General features: G+C 72.2%; 25 protein-coding genes and 2 pseudogenes. 16 read left to right on the top strand and 11 right to left on the bottom strand.

The annotated features are described in order from the left end of the window. The first annotated feature begins 88 nt into the window (after positions 1–88). From IE212_RS24735 to IE212_RS24725, 3 genes are all read left to right on the top strand, one after another. The gene (locus IE212_RS24735; RefSeq protein WP_190200136.1) at positions 89–790 is read left to right on the top strand and encodes a class II aldolase/adducin family protein; all 702 of its coding nucleotides are present in this window, start codon (positions 89–91) and stop codon (positions 788–790) included. Between the two features lie 109 nt (positions 791–899). After that, a complete protein-coding gene (locus IE212_RS24730; protein ID WP_190200135.1) occupies positions 900–2,027 on the top strand; it encodes an alpha/beta hydrolase in 1,128 nt (375 codons plus the stop codon). Positions 2,028–2,253: 226 nt separating this feature from the next. Next, the gene (locus IE212_RS24725; RefSeq protein WP_190200134.1) at positions 2,254–3,657 is read left to right on the top strand and encodes a hypothetical protein; all 1,404 of its coding nucleotides are present in this window, start codon (positions 2,254–2,256) and stop codon (positions 3,655–3,657) included. 32 nt (positions 3,658–3,689) lie between these two features. Here IE212_RS24725 and IE212_RS24720 read toward each other — a convergent pair whose 3' ends face one another. Next, the gene (locus tag IE212_RS24720) at positions 3,690–4,103 is read right to left on the bottom strand and encodes a VOC family protein (protein ID WP_190200133.1); all 414 of its coding nucleotides are present in this window, start codon (positions 4,101–4,103) and stop codon (positions 3,690–3,692) included. Between the two features lie 139 nt (positions 4,104–4,242). Between IE212_RS24720 and IE212_RS24715 the strand changes: the two genes are divergently transcribed. The 3 genes from IE212_RS24715 (at position 4,243) to IE212_RS24705 (ending at position 7,336) form a co-directional block, all read left to right on the top strand. Next, complete coding sequence (locus IE212_RS24715) at positions 4,243–5,841, top strand: ABC-F family ATP-binding cassette domain-containing protein (protein WP_190200132.1); 1,599 nt, start codon at positions 4,243–4,245, stop codon at positions 5,839–5,841. A 364-nt stretch (positions 5,842–6,205) separates the two neighbouring features. Further along, positions 6,206–6,424 (top strand): helix-turn-helix domain-containing protein, encoded by a 219-nt coding sequence (locus IE212_RS24710; RefSeq protein WP_010037790.1) that lies wholly within the window; start codon positions 6,206–6,208, stop codon positions 6,422–6,424. A 108-nt stretch (positions 6,425–6,532) separates the two neighbouring features. Further along, positions 6,533–7,336, top strand: coding sequence for an enoyl-CoA hydratase/isomerase family protein (locus tag IE212_RS24705; protein ID WP_190200131.1), 804 nt, complete (start codon positions 6,533–6,535; stop codon positions 7,334–7,336). Between the two features lie 111 nt (positions 7,337–7,447). On the opposite strand, the gene IE212_RS24700 is transcribed toward IE212_RS24705, so the two are convergent. After that, positions 7,448–8,167: a nucleopolyhedrovirus P10 family protein gene (locus IE212_RS24700; protein ID WP_190200130.1), complete on the bottom strand. Its 720-nt coding sequence runs from the start codon at positions 8,165–8,167 to the stop codon at positions 7,448–7,450. 87 nt (positions 8,168–8,254) lie between these two features. On the opposite strand from IE212_RS24700, the gene IE212_RS24695 reads away from it, so the two are divergent. From IE212_RS24695 to amaP, 5 genes are read left to right on the top strand one after another with little or no spacing between them, the layout of a single operon-like run. After that, positions 8,255–8,728, top strand: coding sequence for an Asp23/Gls24 family envelope stress response protein (locus IE212_RS24695; RefSeq protein WP_190200129.1), 474 nt, complete (start codon positions 8,255–8,257; stop codon positions 8,726–8,728). A 49-nt stretch (positions 8,729–8,777) separates the two neighbouring features. Next, entirely contained in the window at positions 8,778–8,960 is a 183-nt protein-coding gene (locus tag IE212_RS24690; RefSeq protein WP_030248771.1) for a hypothetical protein, read from the top strand. Positions 8,961–8,965: 5 nt separating this feature from the next. Beyond that, a complete protein-coding gene (locus IE212_RS24685) occupies positions 8,966–9,340 on the top strand; it encodes an Asp23/Gls24 family envelope stress response protein (RefSeq protein ID WP_190200128.1) in 375 nt (124 codons plus the stop codon). Next, positions 9,337–9,999, top strand: a complete 663-nt coding sequence (locus tag IE212_RS24680) for a DUF6286 domain-containing protein (RefSeq protein ID WP_190200127.1) — start codon at positions 9,337–9,339, stop codon at positions 9,997–9,999. The genes IE212_RS24685 and IE212_RS24680 overlap by 4 nt, the downstream gene beginning before the upstream one ends. Continuing rightward, a complete protein-coding gene (gene amaP, locus IE212_RS24675) occupies positions 9,996–10,583 on the top strand; it encodes an alkaline shock response membrane anchor protein AmaP (protein WP_190200126.1) in 588 nt (195 codons plus the stop codon). Before IE212_RS24680 ends, amaP begins: the two co-directional genes overlap by 4 nt. An 88-nt stretch (positions 10,584–10,671) precedes the next feature. Here the strand turns inward: amaP and IE212_RS24670 are convergent, their stop codons facing one another. The 3 genes and pseudogenes from IE212_RS24670 to IE212_RS24660 all read right to left on the bottom strand — a co-directional run. Next, the gene (locus IE212_RS24670) at positions 10,672–11,427 is read right to left on the bottom strand and encodes an SDR family oxidoreductase (RefSeq protein ID WP_190200125.1); all 756 of its coding nucleotides are present in this window, start codon (positions 11,425–11,427) and stop codon (positions 10,672–10,674) included. Between the two features lie 5 nt (positions 11,428–11,432). Continuing rightward, positions 11,433–13,226, bottom strand: coding sequence for a glycoside hydrolase family 15 protein (locus IE212_RS24665; RefSeq protein WP_190200124.1), 1,794 nt, complete (start codon positions 13,224–13,226; stop codon positions 11,433–11,435). A 195-nt stretch (positions 13,227–13,421) separates the two neighbouring features. Then, a pseudogene (locus IE212_RS24660) lies at positions 13,422–13,598 on the bottom strand (sigma factor-like helix-turn-helix DNA-binding protein); the annotation flags it as partial. A 6-nt stretch (positions 13,599–13,604) separates the two neighbouring features. Here IE212_RS24660 and IE212_RS24655 point away from each other — a divergent pair. Next, positions 13,605–13,934, top strand: a pseudogene (locus IE212_RS24655) (carbon starvation CstA family protein); the annotation flags it as partial. Positions 13,935–13,960: 26 nt separating this feature from the next. On the opposite strand, the gene IE212_RS24650 reads toward IE212_RS24655, so the two are convergent. From IE212_RS24650 to IE212_RS24640, 3 genes are all read right to left on the bottom strand, one after another. Then, positions 13,961–14,758 carry an SURF1 family cytochrome oxidase biogenesis protein gene (locus IE212_RS24650; RefSeq protein ID WP_190200123.1) on the bottom strand — a complete coding sequence of 266 codons (798 nt, stop codon included), beginning with the start codon at positions 14,756–14,758 and terminating at the stop codon, positions 13,961–13,963. Between the two features lie 49 nt (positions 14,759–14,807). Beyond that, on the bottom strand, positions 14,808–15,041 hold the full coding sequence (locus IE212_RS24645) for a metallothionein (RefSeq protein ID WP_030248803.1): 234 nt from the start codon (positions 15,039–15,041) through the stop codon (positions 14,808–14,810). A gap of 97 nt (positions 15,042–15,138) precedes the next feature. Continuing rightward, positions 15,139–16,131: a DEDDh family exonuclease gene (locus tag IE212_RS24640; RefSeq protein ID WP_190200122.1), complete on the bottom strand. Its 993-nt coding sequence runs from the start codon at positions 16,129–16,131 to the stop codon at positions 15,139–15,141. Between the two features lie 249 nt (positions 16,132–16,380). Here IE212_RS24640 and IE212_RS24635 point away from each other — a divergent pair, with 249 nt between their 5' ends. Further along, the gene (locus IE212_RS24635) at positions 16,381–17,280 is read left to right on the top strand and encodes a sterol desaturase family protein (RefSeq protein ID WP_190200121.1); all 900 of its coding nucleotides are present in this window, start codon (positions 16,381–16,383) and stop codon (positions 17,278–17,280) included. Further along, positions 17,277–17,957, top strand: coding sequence for a lysoplasmalogenase (locus IE212_RS24630; RefSeq protein WP_190200120.1), 681 nt, complete (start codon positions 17,277–17,279; stop codon positions 17,955–17,957). The genes IE212_RS24635 and IE212_RS24630 overlap by 4 nt, the downstream gene beginning before the upstream one ends. Positions 17,958–17,960: 3 nt before the next feature. Here IE212_RS24630 and IE212_RS24625 read toward each other — a convergent pair whose 3' ends face one another. The 3 genes from IE212_RS24625 to IE212_RS24615 form a co-directional block, all read right to left on the bottom strand. Next, positions 17,961–18,917 carry a CopD family protein gene (locus IE212_RS24625; RefSeq protein WP_190200119.1) on the bottom strand — a complete coding sequence of 319 codons (957 nt, stop codon included), beginning with the start codon at positions 18,915–18,917 and terminating at the stop codon, positions 17,961–17,963. A gap of 104 nt (positions 18,918–19,021) precedes the next feature. Next, positions 19,022–20,542, bottom strand: a complete 1,521-nt coding sequence (locus IE212_RS24620) for a S8 family serine peptidase (RefSeq protein WP_190200118.1) — start codon at positions 20,540–20,542, stop codon at positions 19,022–19,024. A 64-nt stretch (positions 20,543–20,606) separates the two neighbouring features. Continuing rightward, positions 20,607–22,136 carry a S8 family peptidase gene (locus tag IE212_RS24615; RefSeq protein ID WP_190200117.1) on the bottom strand — a complete coding sequence of 510 codons (1,530 nt, stop codon included), beginning with the start codon at positions 22,134–22,136 and terminating at the stop codon, positions 20,607–20,609. Positions 22,137–22,390: 254 nt separating this feature from the next. On the opposite strand from IE212_RS24615, the gene IE212_RS24610 reads away from it, so the two are divergent. After that, positions 22,391–22,747: a DUF485 domain-containing protein gene (locus tag IE212_RS24610; protein WP_190200116.1), complete on the top strand. Its 357-nt coding sequence runs from the start codon at positions 22,391–22,393 to the stop codon at positions 22,745–22,747. Beyond that, positions 22,744–24,369, top strand: coding sequence for a monocarboxylic acid transporter (locus tag IE212_RS24605; protein ID WP_190200115.1), 1,626 nt, complete (start codon positions 22,744–22,746; stop codon positions 24,367–24,369). Before IE212_RS24610 ends, IE212_RS24605 begins: the two co-directional genes overlap by 4 nt. Positions 24,370–24,511: the final 142 nt, after the last annotated feature.

Here is a 24,511-nt window from a genome sequence, read left to right as displayed (position 1 = left end):
GAGTGAACGGAAGATGAACTGGGAGGGGCGCGGGGGTGTCCACAAGAGAGGGTCGCCGTTCCGCCCTGCTGCCTGGCAGGATCGCCCCATGGCTGAGCACCGGGGCGACGGACAGCGTACGGGGGCGTCGCGGCGGAGGGACGCGCGTCCCGAGGAGGCGCGCGCCTGGCAGGACCTCGTCACGACGGCCCGCCGGACGGTCTCCGAGGGACTCGTCGTCGGCACGTCCGGCAACGTCTCCGTGCGGGTCGGGGACACGGTCCTGGTCACACCGTCGGGCGTGCCCTACGACCGCCTGGAACCCCGCGACGTCACCGGCGTCGACCTCGACGGCCGGCAGGTCCTCGGCACGCTCGTCCCGACCAGCGAGCTGCCCATGCACCTCGCGGTCTACGCCACGACCGACGCCCGTGCCGTCGTCCACACCCACGCCGTGCACGCGACGGCCGTCTCGACGCTCGTGAGCGAGCTGCCGCTGATCCACTACATGGCCGCCGCGCTCGGTGGCCCCGTCCGGGTCGCCCCGTACGCCGCCTACGGCACCGACGAGTTGGCCGGGAACATGCTCCGCGCCCTCGCCGGCCGCTCCGGATGCCTCCTGCGGAACCACGGCACCGTCACCCACGGCACCTCACTGGACCAGGCCTACGACCGCACGGCCCAACTGGAGTGGATGTGCCGCCTGTGGCTGACCGCCGCGTCGGTACCCGGTCTGTCCCCGAGCCTGCTGTCCCGGGAGCAGCTGGCCGAGGTGGAGGAGCGGCTGCGCGGGTACGGCCAGAGCCGCTGACCCACCGCCAGGAGCGCCGCGGCCGGCCGCCCGCCCCGGGCCCCGCGGGCCTTCACGCCCCCGCCCCCTCCCACTGGTCGCCCGCTCGCTCCACCAGGACACTGGAGTGATGCGCACTGTCACTGCGACGGCAGCCGCCGTCACCGCCGCGATAGGGGCCGGCGCGGCCGCCGTGGCCGCCGGCCGGCTGGCCAGCGACGCCGCGCTCAAGGCGCCCCCGGGCCGGCCACTGCCCACCGAACCCCGGCTGACCGTGCACGCCACGGCGGCGGGCCGGATCAGCCTGACCCGGCACCTGGCCGCCCTCCGGCCCGGCCGGTACGGCCTCTCCGGCGACGGCTCCCACGCGGTCGTCGGCCCCGTCCTGTCCGACGCCCCGGGCACCGCGGACACCGTCGTACGCCGCCTCGAACGCGTCACACACGGCACCCTGGAACCCGGCGACAAGGCCTGGCTCACCCCGAACGTGTACGTCGGCGACCCGGGTGCCGCCCTCGGCATCGAGCACGCCGACATCGACATCCCCGGTGAACTCGGAGCCCTGCCCGCGTGGTTCGTGCCCGGCGCCCGGGACACCTGGGTGATCGCCGTGCACGGCCTGGGCACCACCCGCGAAGTCGCGATGAACGTCATGGGGTTCCTGCACCGCAGCCGCTTCCCGGTGCTCGCCCTCGCCTACCGCGGCGACCTGGGCGCACCCCGCCCGCCCGACGGCCTGAACCACCTCGGCGAGACCGAGTGGCGCGACCTCGACGCGGCGATCCGCTACGCCGTGCGGTACGGCGCCCGGCAGGTCGTCCTGCACGGCTGGTCCACCGGCGCCACCATGGCCCTGCGCGCGGCGGAGCGTTCGGGGCTGCGGGACCGCGTCTCCGGGCTCGTGCTGGACTCCCCGGTGCTCAGCTGGGAGACCACCCTGCGCGCCCTCGCCGCCGCCCGCCGCACCCCGGGCCCCCTGCTGCCGCTCGCCGTCCGCGCCGCACAGGGCCGCACCGGCCTGTACGGCGACCGCGCCGCGGTCACCGCCCCCGCCGACGGGCTCCGCGTCCCCGCCCTGGTCATCCACGGGCCGGATGACACGGTGGCCCCCTGGCGGCTCTCCCGCCGGCTCGCCGACGCCCGCCCGGACATGGTCACCCTCCACCGTGTCGCCGGCGCTCCCCACGGAGCGATGTGGAACGCCGACCCGGAGGCCTACGAGGAGGCGCTGCGGCGGTTCCTGACGCCTCTCATGTGAGCCTCTCGTGTGACGTTCCTCATATGACGTCCCGGAGGTGACAGCGGCCTGGCGCCCCCGTCCCGCCCCGTCGGCCGTGACCGGTCGCGGTGATTCCGTTTAGCGTCGTATCACTGGCTTGTTCCCGGCCCTCGACCACTCCCGGGAACCGGTGCGTTGGCCATCCCCGTCGCCCGCCGTGACATTCCGTTTGGGTTTTCGGACCGTCAACCGGAAGACTGCCCCCGTGACGTCCCGTATCCCGCGCGACTCCAGGCTCCGACTCGTCCGCCCGCGACCCCTGGCCGCCGCCCCCAGAGCGATGAACCAGCGGCGCTCGCGCCGTCCCGCCCCGCGCCCCCCGGAGGGCACCCCGGCACCGGCGGAACTGGCGAGAATGGCACGTTCAGGTCTGGCCGGCGCGGCCCGCGTCGCCCGCTGGGCCGACACTGCGCTCGGCCCCGGCCGCGGCAGCGCCACCGCCGACGGCAAGGCCACCCTCTCCGACGCGTCCGCCGAACAGGCCGCGCGTGAGCTGGGCCTGACCCCCGCTCAGGTCAGAGCCGACTGGGACACCGCCCGTCTCGCCGGGCTCATCGAGGTGCACGGTGACAGCGCCCGCCCCGGCTGGCGGCTGCGCGCCTGGGACCGCGACGACAGCGCCGTCCTGCGCGGCTGGGTCGCCCTCTTCGACGCCTGGTCGCTCGCCTACCCGGAGCCCGGGGACCACGAGCCCGCCGCCGTCGCCGAGGTCGTCTCGGCCATGCCGCAGACGCTCTCCTTCCTTCAGCTGTCGGCCGGCCCCGTCCCCGTGGAGCAGCTCCTCGACCTGCTGGAGCAGCGCGTCACCGAGCTGCGCACCGCGCGCTGCGAGATCCCCTACGGCCCCCAGCCCGAGCCGCGAACGGCCGAGCCCGAGCCGACCGACGCCCCGCTCGCACCCCTCCTCGACTGGGCCCTGCGCGCCCTCGCCTCCGTCGGCGCCCTCACCTACGGCGACGGCCAGGCCACGCTCACCCCGCTCGGCAACTGGGCCGTCTGGGTCAAGCTGGAGCAGATCTGCGTCGCCGCGCAGAGCCCCGCCGGGAACATCGAGCAGGCCGCCGAGGACATGCTCCGCGGCTGCGCCCAACTGCGTCCGAACGCGGCCCGCGCCGAGTACCGGGCCTGGCTCGCCGCCCGCCCCGTCGGCAGCGCGGTCACCGAACTCCTCGGCGCCGCCCGCGGTGAGGACGCCCTGCTGCGCGGCCTCGCCTTCGAGGCGCTCCGCGTGGTCGGCGCCCCCGCCGAGCCGGACGTCCGCGCCGTGCTGGACGAGCCCACGCTCAGGCCCTACGCGCTGCTGTGGCTGGCCGAGCACGACGGGGCCGACCCGGAGGACGCCCACGAGGTCCTCACCCGGGAGGAGGCGACCTGGCTGTGGGTGGACACCGCGGCCGCCGTCGCCGACCACGGGGAGGCCCCGCTGCTCGTCCGCCACCTGGAGTCCGCGGTCCAGCCGACCATCCCGATGCTGCTGGACGAGGTCCGTGCCGTGGGCCACCCGCGCACCGTGCAGGTCCTGGTCGCCCTCGCCGCGGCCCACCCCGACCCGGCCCTGGCCAAGGCCGTCCGCCGGGCCGCGTTCCAGGTGCACACCGGCGGCAGCTGACCCGGGACCGGCCGCCCGCCGGCCCGGGGGCGTCAGACCGCCGTCTCGGGCGCGTACGTCCCGAAGCTCCACACGTTGCCCTCGAGGTCCCGGGCCATGTAGTCCCGCGAGCCGTAGTCCTGGTCCGTCGGGGGCATGAGGATCTCCGCGCCCTGCTCCGCGGCGTGGCGGTGGTGCGCGTCCACGTCGTCCACCACGACGTACACCCCGGTCGTGCCCGCGCCCGTCATCGCCCTGTCGAAGACTCCGCCGGTGCCCTTGGTGCCGAGCATCACCGCGCCGTTGCCGAACGCCAGTTCGGCGTGCGTCACCGCGCCGTCCTCGCCCCCGAACACCGACAGCTCCGTGAAGCCGAAGGCCTCCGTGAGCTGCCGGATCGCCGCCTTCGCGTCGGCGTACAGCAGTGTGGGGCAAATGCTCGGACGCCCGCCTGAGGTGCCTGCCATACCGGTCGCTCCCTTGCTGCAGGAAAAGTGGTTGCACGCCCCCGTTAGACTGTCCCTCATGGCCATTCTCCTCGCGCATTAGACGGCGGGAACGTCCTCAGCCGTCCACCCGCCCCCGTATCCGCCCTGGAGTCTGTCCGTGATCTCCGCCTCCGGTATCGAGCTGCGCGCCGGTGCCCGCGTCCTCATCGAAAACGCCACCTTCCGTGTCGCCAAGGGCGACCGCATCGGACTGGTCGGCCGCAACGGTGCGGGGAAGACCACCCTCACCAAGTGCCTCGCGGGTGAGGGCATGCCCGCCGGCGGCACCATCACCCGCTCCGGCGAGGTCGGCTACCTCCCTCAGGACCCCCGCACCGGCGACCTCGACGTCCTCGCCCGCGACCGCATCCTCTCCGCCCGCGGCCTGGACGTCCTGATCCGCAAGATGCGCGACAACGAGCAGCGCATCGCCAACGGCAAGGGCTCCACCCGCGAGAAGGCCCTCAAGCAGTACGAGCGCCAGGAGACCGAGTTCCTCACCAAGGGCGGGTACGCCGCCGAGGCCGAGGCCGCCACCATCGCCGCCGCGCTCAACCTGCCCGACCGGGTGCTCGGCCAGCCCCTGCACACGCTCTCCGGCGGTCAGCGGCGCCGCATCGAGCTGGCCCGCATCCTGTTCTCCGACGCGGACACGCTGCTGCTCGACGAGCCGACCAACCACCTCGACGCCGACTCGATCATCTGGCTGCGCGACTACCTCAAGACCTACCGCGGCGGCTTCATCGTGATCTCCCACGACGTCGACCTGGTCGAGACGGTCGTCAACAAGGTGTTCTACCTGGACGCCAACCGCTCCCAGATCGACGTCTACAACATGGGCTGGAAGCTCTACCAGCAGCAGCGCGAGGCCGACGAGAAGCGCCGCAAGCGCGAGCGCGCCAACGCCGAGAAGAAGGCCGCCGCGCTGCACTCGCAGGCCGACAAGATGCGCGCGAAGGCCACCAAGACGGTCGCCGCGCAGAACATGGCCCGCCGCGCGGACAAGCTGCTCTCCGGCCTGGAGGCGGTCCGCCAGTCCGACAAGGTCGCCAAGCTCCGCTTCCCCGAGCCCGCGCCCTGCGGCAAGACCCCGCTGATGGCCGAGGGCCTGTCGAAGTCGTACGGCTCGCTGGAGATCTTCACCGATGTCGACCTGGCCATCGACAAGGGCAGCCGCGTCGTCATCCTGGGCCTCAACGGCGCAGGCAAGACCACCCTGCTGCGGCTGCTGGGCGGCGTGGAGCAGCCCGACACCGGCGCCGTCGTCCCCGGCCACGGCCTGAAGCTCGGCTACTACGCGCAGGAGCACGAGACGCTCGACCCCGACCGCACGGTCCTGGAGAACATGCGCTCCGCCGCACCCGACATGGACCTGGTCGAGGTCCGCAAGGTGCTCGGCTCGTTCCTGTTCTCCGGCGACGACGTCGACAAGCCCGCCGGCGTCCTCTCCGGCGGCGAGAAGACCCGCCTGGCGCTCGCCACGCTCGTGGTGTCCTCGGCGAACGTGCTGCTGCTCGACGAGCCGACCAACAACCTCGACCCGGCCAGCCGCGAGGAGATCCTCGGCGCGCTGCGCACCTACAAGGGCGCGGTCGTCCTCGTCACGCACGACGAGGGCGCGGTCGAGGCGCTCCAGCCGGAGCGGATCATCCTGCTGCCGGACGGCATCGAGGACCTGTGGGGCGCCGACTACGCGGACCTCGTCGCCCTGGCCTGAGCGCCGGTGCCGCTTGATCGAATACGTGATCAACCAGGTGATCAACGGCGTATCGATCATTCGGCCCAGTGGTGATCCATCATCTGTGTGAGATCTCCTCGTACCGAGGTGTGTCCTACATCGATTTCGCGGCCGAGCCCCCGATTCTTCGCGGCTCGGCCGTGGCGCCTTTCTGACCAGGCATTTCCCGGAACGATCCGTTCGGCCGTACGTGCGTCACCCTTCGGAATTCTTTATTCCGCTTGTGGGGTCGTGCTCCCGTCGTCACAACCTTGTCTCACGGACCTTGCCGAATGGGTGGCCATCCAGGCCCGGAGGGGTGATCATGAGGAGACCAGAGCGCACTTCCCATGAGGAGGCACGGGTGGCCGAGACTCTGAAGAAGGGCAGCCGGGTGACCGGCGCCGCGCGCGACAAGCTCGCGGCAGACCTGAAGAAGAAGTACGACGCCGGTGCGAGCATCCGGGCGTTGGCCGAGGAGACCGGCCGCTCGTATGGCTTTGTGCACCGCATGCTGAGTGAGTCGGGCGTCACGCTGCGAGGGCGTGGCGGGGCGACCCGGGGCAAGAAGGCCACGGCCTGACCCCGGGTGGCCCCACGGCTCCGATGGGTGGCCACCCGATCGTTCGGCTGATCGGCCGGGTGGTTACTGTGCAGTCACTTAGCTGACCGCACACATCGGAGGCGTCCCATGGCTTCGCCCGACCAGGACCTCGTTCCCGTACTCGACAAGGACGGCGTACGGCTCACCGTCGACGACGCGATCGCCACGGTGACGCTGACCAACCCGGCCAAGCGCAACGCGCAGAGCCCCGCTCTGTGGCGGGCGCTGACCGAGGCCGGGCGGCAGCTGCCGGGCTCCGTCCGCGTCGTGGTGCTGCGGGCCGAGGGCAAGTCCTTCTCGGCCGGGCTCGACCGGCAGGCGTTCACGCCCGAGGGCTTCGACGGGGAACCGTCGTTCATCGACCTCGCGCGTGGCGACGACGCCGAGTTGGACGCGACCATCGCCGAATACCAGGAGGCGTTCACCTGGTGGCGGCGCAGCGACATCGTCTCCGTCGCCGCTGTCCAGGGGCATGCCATCGGGGCGGGCTTCCAGCTCGCCCTCGCCTGCGACCTGCGCGTCGTCGCCGACGACGTGCAGTTCGCCATGCGCGAGACCAGCCTCGGACTCGTGCCCGACCTGACGGGCACACACCCCCTGGTGGGCCTCGTCGGCTACGCCCGCGCGCTCGAGATCTGCGTCACCGGGCGCTTCGTCACGGCCGAGGAGGCCGTGAGCACCGGGCTGGCCAACCTCGCCGTCCCGGCCGACCAGCTCGACGACGCCGTGCAGGACCTCACCTCGGCCGTGCTCGCGGCGCCCCGCGACGCGGTCATCGAGACCAAGGCCCTGCTGCGCGGCGCACAGGACCGCACCTACGAGGCACAGCGCGGCGCGGAACGCCAGTCCCAGGCCCGTAGGCTGCGGGACCTGGCGGGCCTCGGCGACTGAGGCCCGCCGGGGCCGGACAGGAGGGCGCGGCTGGCCGCACCCTCCTCGGTCACGCGCCGCCCCTCGGGTCGCCACGCAGGCCGGCGTCCATCCGGAGCCGCCGCTGCCTCGTCAGGCGATCGCACTCACCAGGACCGCCACCGTCGGATGGTCCGGCAGCGTCCTCCTCACCGCCGTGCGGACCTCGCGGGCCACGTCCCGGGCCCGGTGGTCCGCGGCGACCGCCAGTTCCAGCCGGACGTGACGGCGTGGCAGCGCGGCATCACCCGGCAGTTCCTCGATGTGCACCGGGTGGCCCAGCGTGCCGGTCAGGTGGAGCACGCCCGGGACCGCCAGCGCGGCGGCGGCGACGCGGCCCGTGTCGCCGTCCCCGCCATCGGCCCGCACGGGCCGTGGCGGCTCGGGGAGAGGGACGGACGGCCCGGGTTCCGGCTCCTCGTCCAGCAGGTCCGTCACCCGCAGGTCGACCTCCGCCACGGTCAGACCGAGCCGCTCGGTCGCCGCCGTGGCCAGCGTCACCCGCAGCCGCGACGCGGTCGTCGGCAGCGGCTGCGAGGCCGTGGCCTCGGCCTCCGCCGTCACCCGTAGCGGCCCGGGCGGCAGAGCGCTGGGCGGAGCCGGCACGGCGGGCTCTCGGAAGTCCGCCGGGTCGGCGAGAGTGACCCGGAGCGCACCGAGACGCACCCCGGGAGCGTCCCCGGCCGCGCTCCGCAGTACCGTCTCGGCCGCCCGTTCGGCGATCCATGCGCCGTCCCGCGCATCACCCAGGGGCAACAGTCTGCCCAGGCCCAGCTGATGTCTCACTGTCTGCGTCCACCGGTCGGAGGTCATTACCCCAGCCTGCCGCATCAGAGGCGCGCTACCACGTAACCGTGCTTACGGTGGTCACAGGACGGCAACCGAAAAGGACGTACGGCGATGACTGACATGACCGAGAACCGGGGCGGGGAGACGGAGACGTCAGCGGCGCGCAGAAGCCCGCTGGTCAAGCGCGGCGGTGGCGATCCAGGCTCCCGCGGGCGGACGACCATCGCGGACGGCGTGGTGGAGAAGATCGCCGGGCTCGCCGCCCGCGACGTCGACGGCGTGCACGCCATGGGCAGCGGCATCTCCCGCACCCTCGGAGCCGTGCGCGACCGCGTCCCCGGCGGTGCCAAGTCGGTGACACGTGGTGTGAAGGCCGAGGTCGGCGAGGTGCAGGCCGCCCTCGACCTGGAGATCGTCGTGGTCTACGGCGTGTCGATCGCCGATGTGGCCCGGGACGTACGGGAGAACGTCATCACCGCCGTCGAGCGTATGACCGGTCTTGAGGTCGTCGAGGTCAACATCGCGGTGAGCGACGTGAAACTGCCGGACGAAGAGGAAGAGGAGCCGGAGCGCCGGATCCAGTGAGGAACCGGCCACCCCACGACGCAGCGGCTGAGGAGCTGAGGAGCGCAGCATGAGCATGGCCGTGGCCGGCATGATCGCCGGCATGGCACTGGCATTCGCCGGATACTTCGGCGGGTTCGGCGCCTTTCTGCTGGTGGCGGCGCTCGGCGCCGTCGGTTTCGTCGTCGGCCGGTTCCTGGAGGGGGACATGGACCTCGGCGACTTCTTCCGCTCCCGTGAACGGCGGCGGTGACACCCATGAGCGCGGGGGCCGGTGACCTCGGCAGACCCCTGGCGGTCGTCCCGCCCGGCGAGCGGGGCGGGACCCGGATCGCCGACCGGGTGGTCGCCAAGGTGGCCTCGCAGGCGGCCCGCGAGGCCGTCGGAACGCTGCCGCCCGACGCCGGCCGGCCGTCCGCCACCGTCGTCGTACACCACGAGATCGCCCACGTCCGGATCCACGTCGAACTCGACTACCCCTGCGACGTCGGCGCCCGCTGCCGCCAGGTGCGTCGCCAAGTCGTCGACCGGGTGGGCGACCTGGTGGGAATGAAGGTGCCGGAGGTCGTCGTCCAGGTGGAGCGGCTGCACCTGACCGCGGCGCACGGCGCGGTGGAGGGGAGGACCCGATGAGTGAACCCCGGGGCACGGAACCCTCCGAGCCCTCCGAAGGCACCACACAGCGCCTGCCGGTCCTCGACGACTCGGAGCCCGGCACCCCACCGGACCCGTCCGCGCCGGAGGCCGGCCGTGCCGGCCGCTTCTGGTCCGCGCGCCGCATCCCCGCCGGCATCGTCGCCCTGCTGCTCCTGGGCCTCATCGGGCTGTTCCTCTACGACATCGTCTCCGTACGGGCCGGCCGGCCCGGCATGTACTGGCGGCGCGAACTCGCCCGGCAGCTCGCCGAACGGCCCCTCGACGACACCTGGGTGCTCGTCGGGGCCGGCGTCGCCGCCGTCGTCGGGCTGTGGCTGCTGGTCCTGGCCGCCACGCCCGGCCTGCGGGACGTGCTCCCGATGCGGCGCACCCATGCCGACGTACGTGCCGGACTGCACCGCGACGCCGCCGCGACCGCGCTGCGCGACCGGGCCATGGAAGTGGCCGGCGTCCAGACGGCACGGGTACGGGTGCGCCGCAGACGGGCGGACGTCCGCGCCGTGTCCCACTTCCGCGAACTGGACGAGGTACGAACCGACCTGGAGGCCGTGCTCGCCGACGCGGTCCGCGGACTGGGGCTCTCCCGGCCGCCCTCGCAGTCGGTACGGGTACGGCGCCCCGGACGGAAGGGATGACGGCGATGCTCAGGGGTGTCAACCGCGTGTTCACCGGCTTGGTGGGCCTCGTCCTGCTGGTGCTGGGCGGCTCGGTCCTGGCGGTCGGTCTCGGTGCGCCGGCGCCCTCGTGGTGGATCCACGACAGCAAGCACGACGTGCTGCTGAGCGACGCCGAACGCACCCGCTGGCGGGACGCCGGCTGGTGGTGGCCGGTCGTCATCGCGGTCCTGGCGGTCCTCCTGCTGCTCGCGCTGTGGTGGCTGGTCGCGGTGCTCCGCCGGCGTCGCCTCTCCGAGATCCTCGTCGACACCGGGGACGGCGAGGGCGCCCTGGTGCGCGGCCGGGCCCTGGAGAACGTCCTCACCCAGGAGGCCGGTCAGGTGGACGGCGTGGACGGAGCCCGGGCTCACCTGACGGGCCGCCGCACCGCCCCCGAGGTCCGCGCACGCCTCGCACTGGAGCCGCACGTGGACCCGGGAGCGGTCCTGACCGACTTCACGACCGGCGCTCTGACCCACGCCAGGACCTCGGCGGGCCTGGAGTCCCTCCCGGCGGAGGTGAGACTGCGGGGCGTCAAGCACCGTGCGGAGCGAGTGACTTGAGCGCAACGCCCCCAGGGGCGCGGGGCTGCTCGATACGCGGCTCCGCCGCGTGGGCGACCAGCCCACGGCTCCCCGCGGACGGCCGCGCTCAGAACCCGTGCCGCGCTCCACCGTCAACCGGCACCATGACCCCGGTCAGATACGACGCAGCCGGCGACAACACGAACGCCGCCACCCGCCCGAACTCTTCGGGCTTCCCGTACCGCCGCAACGGAATCCGCGACTCCGACGCCGCCCTGGTCGCCTCCGGATCCGCCGACAGCGCGTCCAGCTCCCGCACCCGGTCCGTGTCGATCCGCCCGGGCAGCACACCGACCACCCGGACGCCTCGCGGCCCCAGTTCGTCGGACAGCGACTTGGCGAAGCCCGCGAGCCCCGGCCGCAGCCCGTTCGAGATGGTCAGCCCGGGGATCGGCTCGTACACCGACCCGGACAGCACGAACCCGATGACACCCCCGGCCTCCAACTCGGTCGCCGCGGCACGGGCCAGACGCACCGCACCGAGGAACACCGACTCGAACGCGGCCTGCCACTGCTCGTCCGTGTTGTCCGCGACGAAGCCGGCCGGCGGCCCGCCCACGCTGATCAGGACTCCGTTGAAACGGCCGAAGTGCTCGCGCGCCGCCCCGATCAGCCGGGCCGCCGCCTCGGGGTCGGCGTTGTCGACTGCCACCCCCACCGCGTTCGGGCCCAGCGCGGCCGCCGCCTCGGCGACACTCTTCTCGTCCCGCCCCGACACGACCACCCTCGCCCCGTCCGCGACGAGCTCACGCGCCGTGGCGTGGCCGAGGCCGCGGGTGGCCCCGGTGACTACGTACACCCGGTCCTTCAGTCCAAGATCCATGGTGCCTATCCTGCACCGTCCTGCCCGAACAGGGCGAGGGCCGTGTTCACCAGGCCGATGTGGCTGAACGCCTGCGGGAAGTTGCCGAGCTGCCGGCCGGCCACCGGGTCGAACTCCTCGGACAGCAGGCCGACGTCGTTGGCGAGCCCCGCCAGGTGCTCGAACAGCTCGCGGGCCTCCTTCGTCCGGCCCGTCATGTGCAGGGCGTCCGCCAGCCAGAAGGCGCACACCAGGAAGGTGCCCTCGCTGCCGGGCAGCCCGTCGACCTCCCTGAGGTCGCAATCGGGGGTGCTGTAGCGGCGCAGGAGGCCGCCGTGCTCCAGCTCCTCGCGGACCGCGTCGATCGTGCCGAGCACCCGGGGGTCGTCCGGTGGCAGGAAACCGGTGCGCGGGATGAGCAGCAGCGCGGCGTCCAGTTCGCGTGAGCCGTAGGACTGCGTGAAGGTGTTGCGCTCGGAGTCGTAGCCCTTCTCGCACACCTCCCGGTGCACCTCGGCGCGCAGCGCGCGCCAGCCGTCCAGGTCGCCGTCCAGCTCCGGATGGCGCTCCAGGGTGCGCACGGCACGGTCGGCGGCCACCCAGACCATCACCTTCGAATGCACGAACTGGCGCCGGCCGCCGCGCACCTCCCACAGTCCCTCGTCCGGCTGCCGCCAGTGGTCGCGCAGGAAGTCCATGAGCGCGGTCTGCAGTGCCCACACGTCCGGCTGGGGGGACAGGCCGGACTCGCGAGCCAGCGACAGGGAGTCCATGACCTCGCCGTACACGTCCAGCTGGAGCTGGTTCACGGCGTCGTTGCCGACGCGCACGGGGGTGGACCCGGCGAAGCCGGACAGCCACGGCAGCTCGAACTCGGGCAGCCGCCGCTCGCCCGCCAGGCCGTACATGATCTGCAGGTCCGCCGGGTCGCCCGCGACCGCGCGCAGCAGCCAGTTCCGCCAGGCCTCGGCTTCCTCCTGGTAGCCCGCCGCGAGCAGCGCGCCCAGGGTGAGGGTGGAGTCGCGCAGCCAGCAGTAGCGGTAGTCCCAGTTGCGCACCCCGCCCGGCTCCTCGGGCAGTGAGGTGGTGGCGGCGGCGACGATGCCGCCGGTCGGAGCGTAGGTGAGCGCCTTGAGGGTGATCAGGGAGCGGACCACGGCGTCCCGGTACGGCCCGTCGTAGCGGCAGCGCGACGCCCAGGCCTGCCAGTCCTCGACACTGTGGCGCAGCGCCTCGTAGGGGTCGACGAGCGGTGGCCGTGGCTCGTGGGAGGGGTGCCAGGTCAGCACGAAGGCCACCTTCTCGCCCCGCTTGACGGTGAACTCCGCGTGGGTGCCGAAGTCCTCGCCCCAGCTGGTCACCTCCGGCTCACTGCGCAGCCAGGCCGAGTCCGGGCCGGCGACGGCGACCCGGTGACCGTCGGTCCGGCGTACCCAGGGGACGACCGAGCCGTAGTCGAAGCGCAGCTTGAGGACGCTGTGCAGGGTCACCTCGCCGTCGAGGCCCTCGACGACACGGACGAGGTCCGGAGCCTGGTCGCGCTGGGGCATCAGGTCGGTGACCCGGACCGCCCCCTGTGCGGTCTCCCACTCGGTGTCCAGGACGAGGGTGTCGCGGCGGTACGCGCGCCGGGTGCACCGGTCCGCCCCCACGGGGGCGATGCGCCAGTAGCCGTTGTCCTCGTCACCGAGCAGCCTGGCGAAGCAGGCGGCCGAGTCGAAGCGGGGCAGGCACAACCAGTCGACGGATCCGTCCGTGCCGACCAGGGCCGCGGTCTGTTCGTCACCGATGAGCGCGTAGTCCTCGATGCTCTTATGCACGGAGTGCGGGTTCCCGGCAAGTCGGCGCGGCAATCAGGGCAGAGGCCGGGGGAGTGACCTGCCGTCGGCGGCCGGGGCCGCGATGCCCGACCCCGCCGGCCATGGCCCGCGGCGCCTCACGCAGCTCCTGCTCGGTACGGTCCGGGCCGGTGCGGTCCGGGCCGGTGCCACGGGACCCGGTCGTGTCTCGATGCGTCATCGCCTGGCCTCCATCGCCTGGGTGAGGGCGGCGACGCCGCGTGCCGTGTGCGTCTTGACGGAGCCGCCCGATATGCCCATGGCGGCGGCTGTCTCGCTCTCCTCGAGGCCGAGCCAGTGCCGCAGCACCAGCGCCTCGCGCTGCCGGGCCGGCAGTCGCTGGAGCGCGTCGATCGGTATGCCGGCCGGCTGCGCCGGGCCTGGGTCACGGGCGTCCCGCTCGCCCGGGTCGTGGCGATCACCTTCACCGCGGGCCGGCAGAAGATCTTCTCCGGCGACCCGAATATCGGCTGCTTCGCCCGGCGGGCGCGCTACGCCGACGCCCTCGACGCCGGGCAGGTCCTGCCGCCGGCCAAGAACCCCGGCGACATGCACACCGTGGTCACCGATTCCACGGTCGACGGCGTGCTGATCGCCCTGTTCCTGCTGCTGGTCGCAGTGGTGATCGTCAATGCCGCGGTGGTGTGCGTCCGGGCGATCAGGGTTCCCGGTCCCCTGCCGGTCACCGAGGGGGAGGTGCTGCTGACCGGACTCCGCTACACCGCCGCCGGTTGCGTCTCCGCGGAGCCGGCCGCCCCGGCCGCCGCCTGTGCCCGCTCGCGGGCCTCGCGGCGGGCCAGGATCACCCAGCCGACCGGCACGGCGGCGGAGAACAGCCACCACTGCACGGCGTAGGCGTAGTTCAGCGCCGCGTCCTCCTTGCCGGGGTCGCCCAGCAGCTGGGGGGTGTCCCCCTCCGGCTCGGGCGCCGTCTGGGCGATGTAACCGCCGAGCACCCGGACGTCCAGGCGCCGCGCCTCCCGCTCACTGTTGATCAGCATGATCTGCCGGTCCGGCAGGCCCTGGAGGTTCTTGATGCCGCTCGCCTCGGTGGTCTCGTCCGGCATCAGCCGCCCCTTGACCGTCACCGTGCCGCCGGGCGGTGCGGGGACCTTCGGGAACGCCCTCTGGCTCGGGCCGTCCGAGGGGATCCAGCCCCGGTTGACCAGCAGGACCTTGCCGTCCTCGAGGACGAACGGGGTCAGGACGTGGTAGCCGACCTCGTCGGCGGCGTTGGTCCGGCGGCGGACGACGACCTCGTCCCCGGTGTCGAAGCGCCCCTTCGCGGTCACGGTCCGGTACCGCTCGGCGCTGGTGACGGTGTGCCCGGGCGCGGTCAGCTTCTCCACGGGCACCGGCTCGGCCGCCAGCGCGTCCGTGACCAGCTGGTTCCGGGCGGTGCGCTCCTCGTAACGATGCATCTGCCAGATGCCCAGCCTGATCATCGTGGGGATGAGAAGCAGGGCGACCAGCGTAAGGATCACCCACTGCCGGGACATCAGGAAGCGATACACCCCACGACCGTACAACTCGGTCGTGGGGTGTACTGAGGCGGGTACGGGTTCACACCTTGTCGACGATCCCCACCTTTCCCTCCGCGCGGGCGCAGTGGGCACCGCAGTACCACTGTCCCTCGACCTCGACGCCCTGGCCGATGATCTGAACCCGGCAATGCTCGCAGATGGGGGCCATGCGGTGGATCGCGCAGGCGAAGCAGTCGAAGACGTGCACCGCTCCCTGGGCGTGCACCTCGAAGGTCATTCCGTACTGATTGCCACATACCTCACAGGTCGCCATGGGCCACAGGGTGAGCCGTCGCCCCGGCCCGGGCGAGCGGCCGGCGGGCGAGTCGTCCGGCAATCACCCGTCCGTACGGTCGCTCCCGCCCATCCGGTCACACCGCCGACGCCGGCTCCACATCCGCGAGGAGCTGCCCGAACGCGGCCTCGTCCACGATCGGCGTACCGAACTGCCGGGCCTTGACCACCTTGGACGTGCCCGAGTCCGGGTCGTTCGTGACGAGCAGGCTGGTCAGCCGGGACAGGCTGGAGGCCACGTGCAGCCCGGCGTCGGTCGCCCGGTCCTCCAGCAGCTCGCGCTCGACCGAGGTGTCACCGGAGAAGGCGACCCGCATGCCCTGCTTGAGCCGCCTGCCCGCCTCGTAGCGCCCCGGGTTGGGGTAGGGGCAGGCGGGCCGCTTCCGGGACGGCCGCCAACCGCCCGCCCGGTAGCCGCCGCTGCCCGCCTGCTGTCCGATGCGGGGCGCGACCGGGCGGTCCGACCACTCCGTCAGCGGCCGGCATTCGAGCAGCGGCAGCCGCACGCCGCCGGCGGCGGCGGCCCTGAGGCTGGGCCGGAACGCCTCCGCCAGCACGCGCGCGTCGTCCAGCGCGTGGTGCGCCCGCCGCTGCACGACGCCGTAGTGCGCGGCGAGGGACTCCAGCTTGTGGTTGGGCAGCGGCAGTCCGAGTTCCTTGGAGAGCGCGATGGTGCACAGCCGCTGCCGCACCGGGGCCTCGCGCTTCACGCGCGCGTACTCGCGGGCGATCATCTGCCAGTCGAAGACGGCGTTGTGGGCGACGAGCACGCGTCCCTCCAGCCGCGTCGCGAACTCCTCGGCGATGTCCTGGAAGAGAGGGGCGCCCTCGAGTGCCTCGCTCGTCAGTCCGTGGATCCACACCGGGCCGGGGTCCCGCTCCGGATTGACCATCGTGTACCAGTGGTCCTCGGCCTCGCCGCGCGCGTCCAGCCGGTAGACGGCCGCGGAGATGATGCGGTCGTCCCGGGCCAGGCCCGTGGTCTCCACGTCAACGACCGCGTATCCCTGGGGATACGCGGCCGGCCACGACGTGGACGAGGGCACTGCGGTCGTCAGGTCTTCGAGCATGGTTCCTGAGGATACGGGCCATGACTGACAGCGCCCTCCGAGAGGTGCGGTCACCCGTCCGCTCCGACGCCCCCTCAGGCGTCTTGTCCGGTCTGTCCGTTCGCGCGGCGTACGTCTGATCGATGCTCAGCTGCACCGCCGCCGGCCCCGGCATTGGCGGAGATCGCCAAGAAGCAAGCGCGTACCGTCGGTAATACTTGTCAGTAACAACGTCTGGCCGGGGCGGGACGCCGGTCCTACGGTGCAGGTATGCCGAACCTGCCCGATGTCGTGCTGTGGTCGATACCCGCCTTCGTGCTGCTCACCGTGGTCGAGATGGTGAGCTGCCGTCTCCATCCCGACGAGGATGCGCAGGGCTACGAGGCGAAGGACGCCGCGACGAGTATCGGCATGGGGCTCGGCAGCCTCGCCTTCGACTTCCTCTGGAAGATCCCGATCGTCGCCGTCTACACGGCGGTCTACGAACTCACGCCCCTGCGCGTGCCCGTTCTGTGGTGGACCGTCCCGCTGATGCTGCTGGCGCAGGACTTCTTCTACTACTGGTCCCACCGCGGTCACCACGTCATCCGCATCCTGTGGGCCTGCCACGTCGTCCACCACTCCAGCCGGAAGTTCAACTTCACCACCGCGCTGCGCCAGCCCTGGACGTCCCTGACCGTGTGGCCGTTCTACCTCCCCCTCGTCGCCGCCGGTGTGCACCCGGCCGCGCTCGCGTTCTGCTCCTCCGCGAACCTCGTCTACCAGTTCTGGATCCACACCGAGCGGATCGACAAGATGCCCCGCTGGTTCGAGTTCGTCCTCAACACCCCGTCGCACCACCGGGTCCACCACGCTTCCCAGGGCGGCTACCTCGACCGCAACTTCGGCGGCATCCTCATCGTCTGGGACCGGCTGTTCGGCTCGTTCGTCGCCGAGACCGTGCGGCCCCGGTACGGACTGACCAAGAACATCGACACGTACAACCTGCTGAAGGTGGCGACACACGAATACGTGTCCATCGCGAAGGACGTGAGGCGGGCGCGGAGTTGGCGGGAGCGCGCGGGGCGCGTGTTCCGGGGACCGGGCTGGGGGCCCGCGCCGGCGTCGGCACCGGCACCGGCTTCGGCTGGTGAGGAACGCGCGCCGGTCGGCGAGAGCGCGTCCGCATGAGCCCCTCCCGGTTTCTCCTCGCCGTTCTCGTTCTCGCCGCCGCCGTCGATCTCGCCTCCCTCGCCGCCGGCTTCGACGCCGGGCACACCGCCACCAAACCCCTGCTCATGCCGCTCCTGGCGTTCTGGGCCGTCCTGCGCCGAGCCCCCCGGCCGCTGGTCGCCGCCCTGCTGTTCGGCTGGGGCGGGGACGTCCTGCTGCTCTTCGACGCCGAACCCGCCTTCCTCGCCGGCATGGCCTCCTTCGCCGCGGGACACGTCTGCTATCTCATCCTGTTCGCGAGGTACGGCAGCCGTTACACCGTCCCCCGCACGCGTGCGGGCCTCCTCGCCCTCGGCTACGCCACCGCCCTCGTCACGACCGTCACGCTGCTGTGGTCCGGCCTGCCGGCGGACCTGCGCCTTCCGGTCGCCGCGTACAGCCTGCTGCTCACGGCCATGGCGTACCGGGCGGCGATCCGGCTCGGCCTCTTCGCCGGACTCGGCGGCGCGCTCTTCCTGCTCTCCGACACCCTCATCGCGACCGGTGCCGCCGACTGGCCGCAGCCGCCCCGGCCGGACTTCTGGATCATGCTCACGTACATCGCCGCGCAGGGCCTGCTCGCCTGCGGCACCCTCGGCGCCCTCAACGCGCGCCGGGCACCGGCCGCGACGTACGGCGAGATGCGCGCCGCCTGAGGTTCACCAGCGGATGGGCACCGGAAGGGCGGTCAGCAGCCCGGACAGCGCGACCGCCAGCCCCAGCGCGACGACCTCCGCCCACGCCGGGGCGACCGCGGTCAGCGGGTCGGCCGCCCGGCGCAACCGGCGCCGTGCCCGTACCGCGAGGGCGGCGGCGACCGCCACGAGAAGCACCTTGGCGAGCAGTACCCGCCCGTACGCCGTCGCCGTCAGCTGCTCCAGGATCGTCTCCGGCGGCATCCGGCGCAGTGAACTCCACACGCCCGACGCGGTGATGGCGGCGAACAGGGCGACCGCCACGCGCGCGTAGCGCCCCAGCAGGGCGGCGCCCTGCGCGCCGGTCCGGAGCCGGAGGGTGCGCAGCGCGTGCAGCAGGCCGCCCACCCACAGCGCCGCGCACGTCAGGTGGACGAGCGTCAGCCCCGAGCCGGTCAGCGGGCTGTGCTCGGTCGCCGGGTGCGCGCGCAGCGCCTCCGCGACGACCACGGCGGCCAGCGGCCAGATCTGCGTGGCGGGCCGGCGCGACACCGCACACAGCGCCGCCACCAGGAACGCGTTCACCTCGAGCAGGGCGAGCGTGCCGTCCCGGGAAGCGTAGAGCCCGCCGATGTCGATGTCCGCCGGATCGTCCGGGACGAGATTGCCCGTGGCCACGATGGAGGCGAGCCCGAGAGCGGCCACGAAACCGGCGGCGGCCGCGAAAGGGGACCAACTGCGGGGAGTGCACGGGTGACTGATCTCCGCGCCTGGCAGGGACCGCGCCAGCCGGTTCACGAACAGCTCACCGACGGGTATGCACAACGCCGCGAACAGCACCGTGCGCAGCAGGGCCGTGCCCCCGTCGCCGGGCGCCGCGGCCTCCCCGGTGCCGTGCAGCGCGGCGGCCGGACCGAGCAGCGGAGTCAGCGCGGCCACCGCCACCAGCACCAGGACGGCGACGGGTCTTGTAAAGGTCACCCCGAGATCTTCACGAACCTTCACACGCGCGAGCAAGCCGGACGAACCAAGCAACGCAACGGGCCGGGCGGGTGTCCCCGCCCGGCCCGAACGTCACACGCGCTCTACTTGGTCACCGCGTCCAGCGCGTCCGCGATGCCCCAGCCGTAGAAGCCGTTGCGGTTCTTCGTGCCCTCGCACACCGCGTCGGCCTTGCCGTCGGCGTCGATGTCGTACGGGTCCGTGCACGCCTTGGCGTCGGCCTGCGCGTACAGCAGTGCCTTCACCAGTGACGGAGGGGCGTACGGGTGCGTCGACTTGATGAGCGCGGCGACGCCCGCGACGTGCGGGGACGCCATCGACGTACCGGCCATGTAACCCCACTTGCCACCCGGCAGCGTGCCCAGGATCAGCCCGCTCGTGGCCGGCGGCTCCGGCTTCTGGTAGGCCGTCGAGTCGCCGCCCGGCGCCGCCATGTCGGCCACGCCCAGGCCGTAGTTGGAGAAGGACGACTTGATGCCCTTTGCACCCGTCGCCGCGACCGTGACCACGCCCGGCAGCTGGGTCGGGATGTCGAGGCACTCCGAGGGGTCCACGACCCGGTCGCCGGGCGTGGAGTCGTTCGGCGACGACGGGTCGGTGATCTCGTCGGAGGCCAGGTCGTAGTTCTCGTTCCCGGCCGCCGCGACGTTGACCGCGCCCTTCTTCTCCGCGTACCGCGACGCGCGCGTCACGGCCTCCACCAGCGCCTTCTGATCCGGGTCGGTCGCGCAGTTGAAGTACCAGGGGTCGGTGTAATAGCTGTTGTTCGTCACGTCGGCCCCGTGCTCGGCCGCCCACACGAAACCGCACACCACGGCCTCGGTGTAGAAGAAGCCGTCCGGGTTGGACACCTTGATGCCCGAGACCTTCACGCCGGGCGCGACACCGGTCATGCCGACGCCGTTCTTGGCGGCGGCTATCTCCCCGGCCACGTGCGTGCCGTGCGGGCTCTCCGAAGAGGCGGGACGCCACGCACCGTCGGCGGTGTCCGGCTTGCCCGAGACGCAGTTGACCGACGCCCCACGGTCGAAGTTGGGCGCGATGTCCGGGTGCGTGTCGTCGACGCCGGTGTCGATCACGGCGACCGTGACCTTCTCGCTGCCCAGCGACTTCTCGTGCGCCTGGTCCGCCTTGATGGCGGGCAGGTCCCACTGCAGGGACTCCAGCGGGTCCTGCCCGGCCTGCGCCTCCGCCCCGGCCACCTCCGCCGCGCTCAGCGCCTTCGGCGTGCCCAGGTCGGTCGTCGCCGCCGAGGGCAGCGGCGCCGTGCGGGTGGTCCCGGCCGACTGGACCCCGCGCACCTTGCGGATGGCCTCGGCGAAGCCCGGGTCGGAGGAGTGGACGACGATGACGCCGATCTGGTCGTACGACGTCACGACCGTGCCGCCGGCCTTGCCGACGGCCTTCTTCACCTGGGCCGACGTGCCGTGTCCGGGCTTGACGTTGACGACGTAACTGAGCGACGGGCCGTCGGCCGCGGCCGACGTGGGGGCGTCCCCGGCGGCCGCGGCCGTGGTGTTCGGCAGGAACGCGAGGGCCGTGGCCACGGCCATGCCGGCCGGGATCGCGACGGCGCGGCGGTAGCGCGCGTGCGGCGCAGTCATGGTGTCTCCAGTTCGTTCACGGTACGAGCCGAGGATGCGCAAGGTCCGGAAAGCGCGAGCCGGGTCACTTGACCGCGCGCAGCGCGTTGACGATGCCGTAGCCGTAGAAACCGTTGACGCGCTCGCCGCCCTCGCACACCGCGTCCTGCTTGCCGTCGCCGTCCTGGTCGTAGGACGTGGGGCAGGCGGTCCGGTCGGCCTGCGCCTTCAGCATCGCCTGCAGCTGGGCCGGGGACGCCCAGGGGTGCTTGGACTTCAGCAGCGCGGCGACACCGGAGGCGTGCGGCGAGGCCATCGAGGTGCCCTGCAGGAAGCCGTACTCGCCGTTCGGCATCGTGGACAGGATGCGGCCGTCCTTGGAGGGCGTGTCCGGGAGCTGGTAGCGGCGGTCACCGCCCGGCGCGGCGACGTCCACGACGCCCTTGCCGTACGTCGAGTAGTACGACTTGACGTTGTTGACGCCGGTCGCGCTGACGGTCACGACACCCGGCAGCTGGGTCGGAATGTCGAAGCACTCGTGCGGGTCGATGGTGCGCTCGGCCGGCGTGGTGTCGTTCGGGCTGGAGTCGTCGACGATCGCGTCCGCGTCCAGGTCGTGGTTGGAGTTGCCCGCCGCCGCGACGTTGAGCGTGCCCTTCTTCTGCGCGTACAGCTGCGCCCGGTTGACCGCGTCGACGATGGCCCGCTGGTCCGGGTCGTCCATGCAGTTGTAGAGCCACGGGTCGACGTAGTAGCTGTTGTTCGTGATCTCGACGCCGTGGTCGGCGGCGAACACGAACGCGCACACGACGTTCTCCGGGTAGAAGAGGCCGCTGGCCCGGTCGGTCACGTTGATGCTGGACACCTGCACGCCGGGAGCGACGCCCGCCACGCCGGTGCCGTTGCGGGCGGCGGCGATCGACCCTGCGACATGCGTGCCGTGGTAGTCCCCGGCCGTGTACGGCCGCCAGGCGCCCTCACTGGTGTCGGCCTTGCCGCCGGCGCAGTTGGCGGACTGGGACGCCGAGAAGTTCGGTGCGATGTCGGGGTGGGTGTCGTCCACGCCGGTGTCGATCACGGCGACGGTCACCTTGCGGCTGCCCGGGTTGATCTTCGCGGCCCGGTCGGCGCCGATCGCCCGCAGATCCCACTGGTCCGCCTCGAGGGGCTCGCTCTCGGGCGTCTTCGCCGAGGCCGCCTCGGCCCGCCGCGCCTGGGCGTCCGTCAGGTACTGCGCCGCCCCCTCCTCCTTCGTCCCCGCCGCGGTCAGCGGCGCGGTCCGCGTCGCACCCGCCGACTGGACCCCGCGCACCTTGCGTATGGACGCGGCGAAGCCGGCGTCCGAGGAGTGGACGACGATCACGCCGATCCGCTCGTAGGTGGCCACGACCGAGCCGCCGGCCTTCCCGATCGCCTTCTGCACCGACGCGATCGTGTGCCCGTCCACCTTGGTGTTGACGACGTACGCCAGCTTCGGCGCGTCCGCCGACCGCACGGCCGACTCCACGTGCGGGGACGCCGACGCGGCGGCCGGCAGGAAGCCAAGCGAGGCCGTCAGCGACAGCACGACGGGAACGGCGAGAGCGAGGCGGCGTCTGGAACGCGGCTGGGACATGGGGTCTCCACATCATCCGGAAACGAAACCGGCCCGAGGCACAGGTGGTGCTCGGGCAGGTACATGACGGGGTGGTGCAGGGTGAAGCTATCCCGCTCTCTCGCTGGCCAGCAACGGTTTGCCGAAACGACTTCCGAAAGAAAGCCCGGCGGTTGAACCGCTCCCCGTGTGCCGCCGTGACGTTGAACAGGGAGCGCGAGGACACACGCCCCCGCCCCGTACCAACCGCTTGTCGTCATTGCGAGGAGACTGACGTGGCCACCGACGCACCGCCCCCCTCGAAAGAGCAACACAAACTCCCTTCCCCCGAGGAGTTCACCGAGGTGCAGCAGAGCGCGGAGTTCGGTGAACTGCGCCGCTCCCACCGTTCCTTCGCCTTCCCGCTGACCGTCGCCTTCATCGCCTGGTACCTGCTGTACGTCCTGCTGTCCAACTACGCGGGCGGCTTCATGGGCACCAAGCTGTTCGGCAACATCAACGTCGCCTTCGTCCTCGGCGTCGCCCAGTTCGTCACCACGTTCCTCATCGCCTGGTGGTACTCGCGGCACGCCGCCGCGAAGCTCGACCCCAAGGCCGAGGCCATCAAGTCCCGGATGGAGGGCGGCGCATGAGCCCCGTACAGCAGACAGTCCTCGCCGCGAACGAGGCCAGCGAGCACCGGCCGCTGATCATCACCCTGTTCGCGCTGTTCGTCCTCGCGACCCTCGGCATCACCGTCTGGGCCGGCCGCCAGACCAAGGACGCCGCCGACTTCTACGCCGGAGGACGCCAGTTCAGCGCCTTCCAGAACGGCCTCGCCGTCTCCGGTGACTACATGTCCGCGGCCTCGTTCCTCGGCATCGCGGGCGCCATCGCCATCTTCGGCTACGACGGCTTCCTGTACTCGATCGGCTTCCTGGTCGCCTGGCTGGTCGCCCTGCTGCTGGTGGCCGAGCCGCTGCGCAACTCCGGCCGCTACACCATGGGCGACGTCCTCGCCTACCGCATGCGCCAGCGCCCGGTCCGCACCGCCGCCGGCACCTCCACGATCGTGGTGTCGATCTTCTACCTGCTGGCCCAGATGGCCGGCGCGGGTGTCCTCGTCTCGCTGCTGCTCGGCATCACCTCCGACGCGGGCAAGATCCTCATCGTCGCCCTCGTCGGCGTCCTGATGATCGTGTACGTCTCCATCGGCGGCATGAAGGGCACCACCTGGGTCCAGATGGTCAAGGCCGTGCTGCTCATCGGCGGCACCCTTCTGATCACCTTCCTGGTGCTGCTGAAGTTCGACTTCAACATCTCCGACCTGCTCGGCACCGCCGCCGAGAACAGCGGCAAGGGCGCCGCCTTCCTGGAGCCCGGCCTCCAGTACGGCGCGACCGGCACCTCCAAGCTGGACTTCATCTCCCTCGGCATCGCCCTGGTGCTCGGCACGGCGGGCCTGCCGCACATCCTGATCCGCTTCTACACGGTGCCCGACGCCAAGGCCGCCCGGAAGTCCGTGAACTGGGCGATCGGCATCATCGGCGGCTTCTACCTGATGACCATCGCGCTCGGCTTCGGCGCCGCCGCGCTCATCTCGCAGGAAGAGATCATCGCCTCCAACCCGTCCGGCAACACCGCGGCGCCCCTGCTCGCCCTGCACCTCGGCGGCGTCGACTCGACCTGGGGCGCGATCCTGCTCGCCACGATCTCGGCGGTGGCCTTCGCGACCATCCTCGCCGTCGTCGCCGGACTCACCCTCGCCTCGTCGTCGTCCTTCGCGCACGACATCTACGCCAACGTCATCCGCAAGGGGAAGGCGTCCGGTGCCGAGGAGGTCCGCGCGGCCCGCTGGGCGACCGTCTTCATCGGCATCGTCTCCATCGGCCTCGGCGCTCTCGCCCGCGATCTGAACGTGGCCGGCCTGGTCGCGCTCGCCTTCGCGGTCGCGGCCTCCGCCAACCTGCCGACGATCCTCTACAGCCTGTTCTGGAAGCGCTTCACCACCCAGGGCGCGCTGTGGTCGATCTACGGCGGTCTGATCGTCGCCGTCGGCCTGGTGCTGTTCTCGCCGGTCGTCTCCGGCGACCCCAAGGCGATGTTCCCCGAGGCCGACTTCGCCTGGTTCCCGCTGAAGAACCCGGGCATCATCTCCATTCCGTTCGGCTTCCTCATGGGCTGGCTCGGCACGGTCCTGTCCAAGGAGGAGCCCGACACCAAGAAGTACGCGGAGCTGGAGGTCCGGTCCCTGACCGGCACCGGCGCCCACTGAGCGCGACCCCTCGCAGGCGGCCGCGCCGCGGGGGCCTCCAGGTCCCCTGCGGCGCGGCCGCGTCCGCGTCGTGGGATCGGGTCTGTGGCGTTGTCACCGGGGTCACGTAGGCTCGCAGGTGTCGGAGAAACGTGCTCCGGGC

This window comes from Streptomyces djakartensis (assembly GCF_014651075.1).
In the GTDB taxonomy this organism is placed as follows: Bacteria; Actinomycetota; Actinomycetes; order Streptomycetales; family Streptomycetaceae; genus Streptomyces; species Streptomyces djakartensis.
Note: the sequence above shows the minus strand (reverse complement) of the source record. Positions and strands in the feature narration are given on the sequence as shown.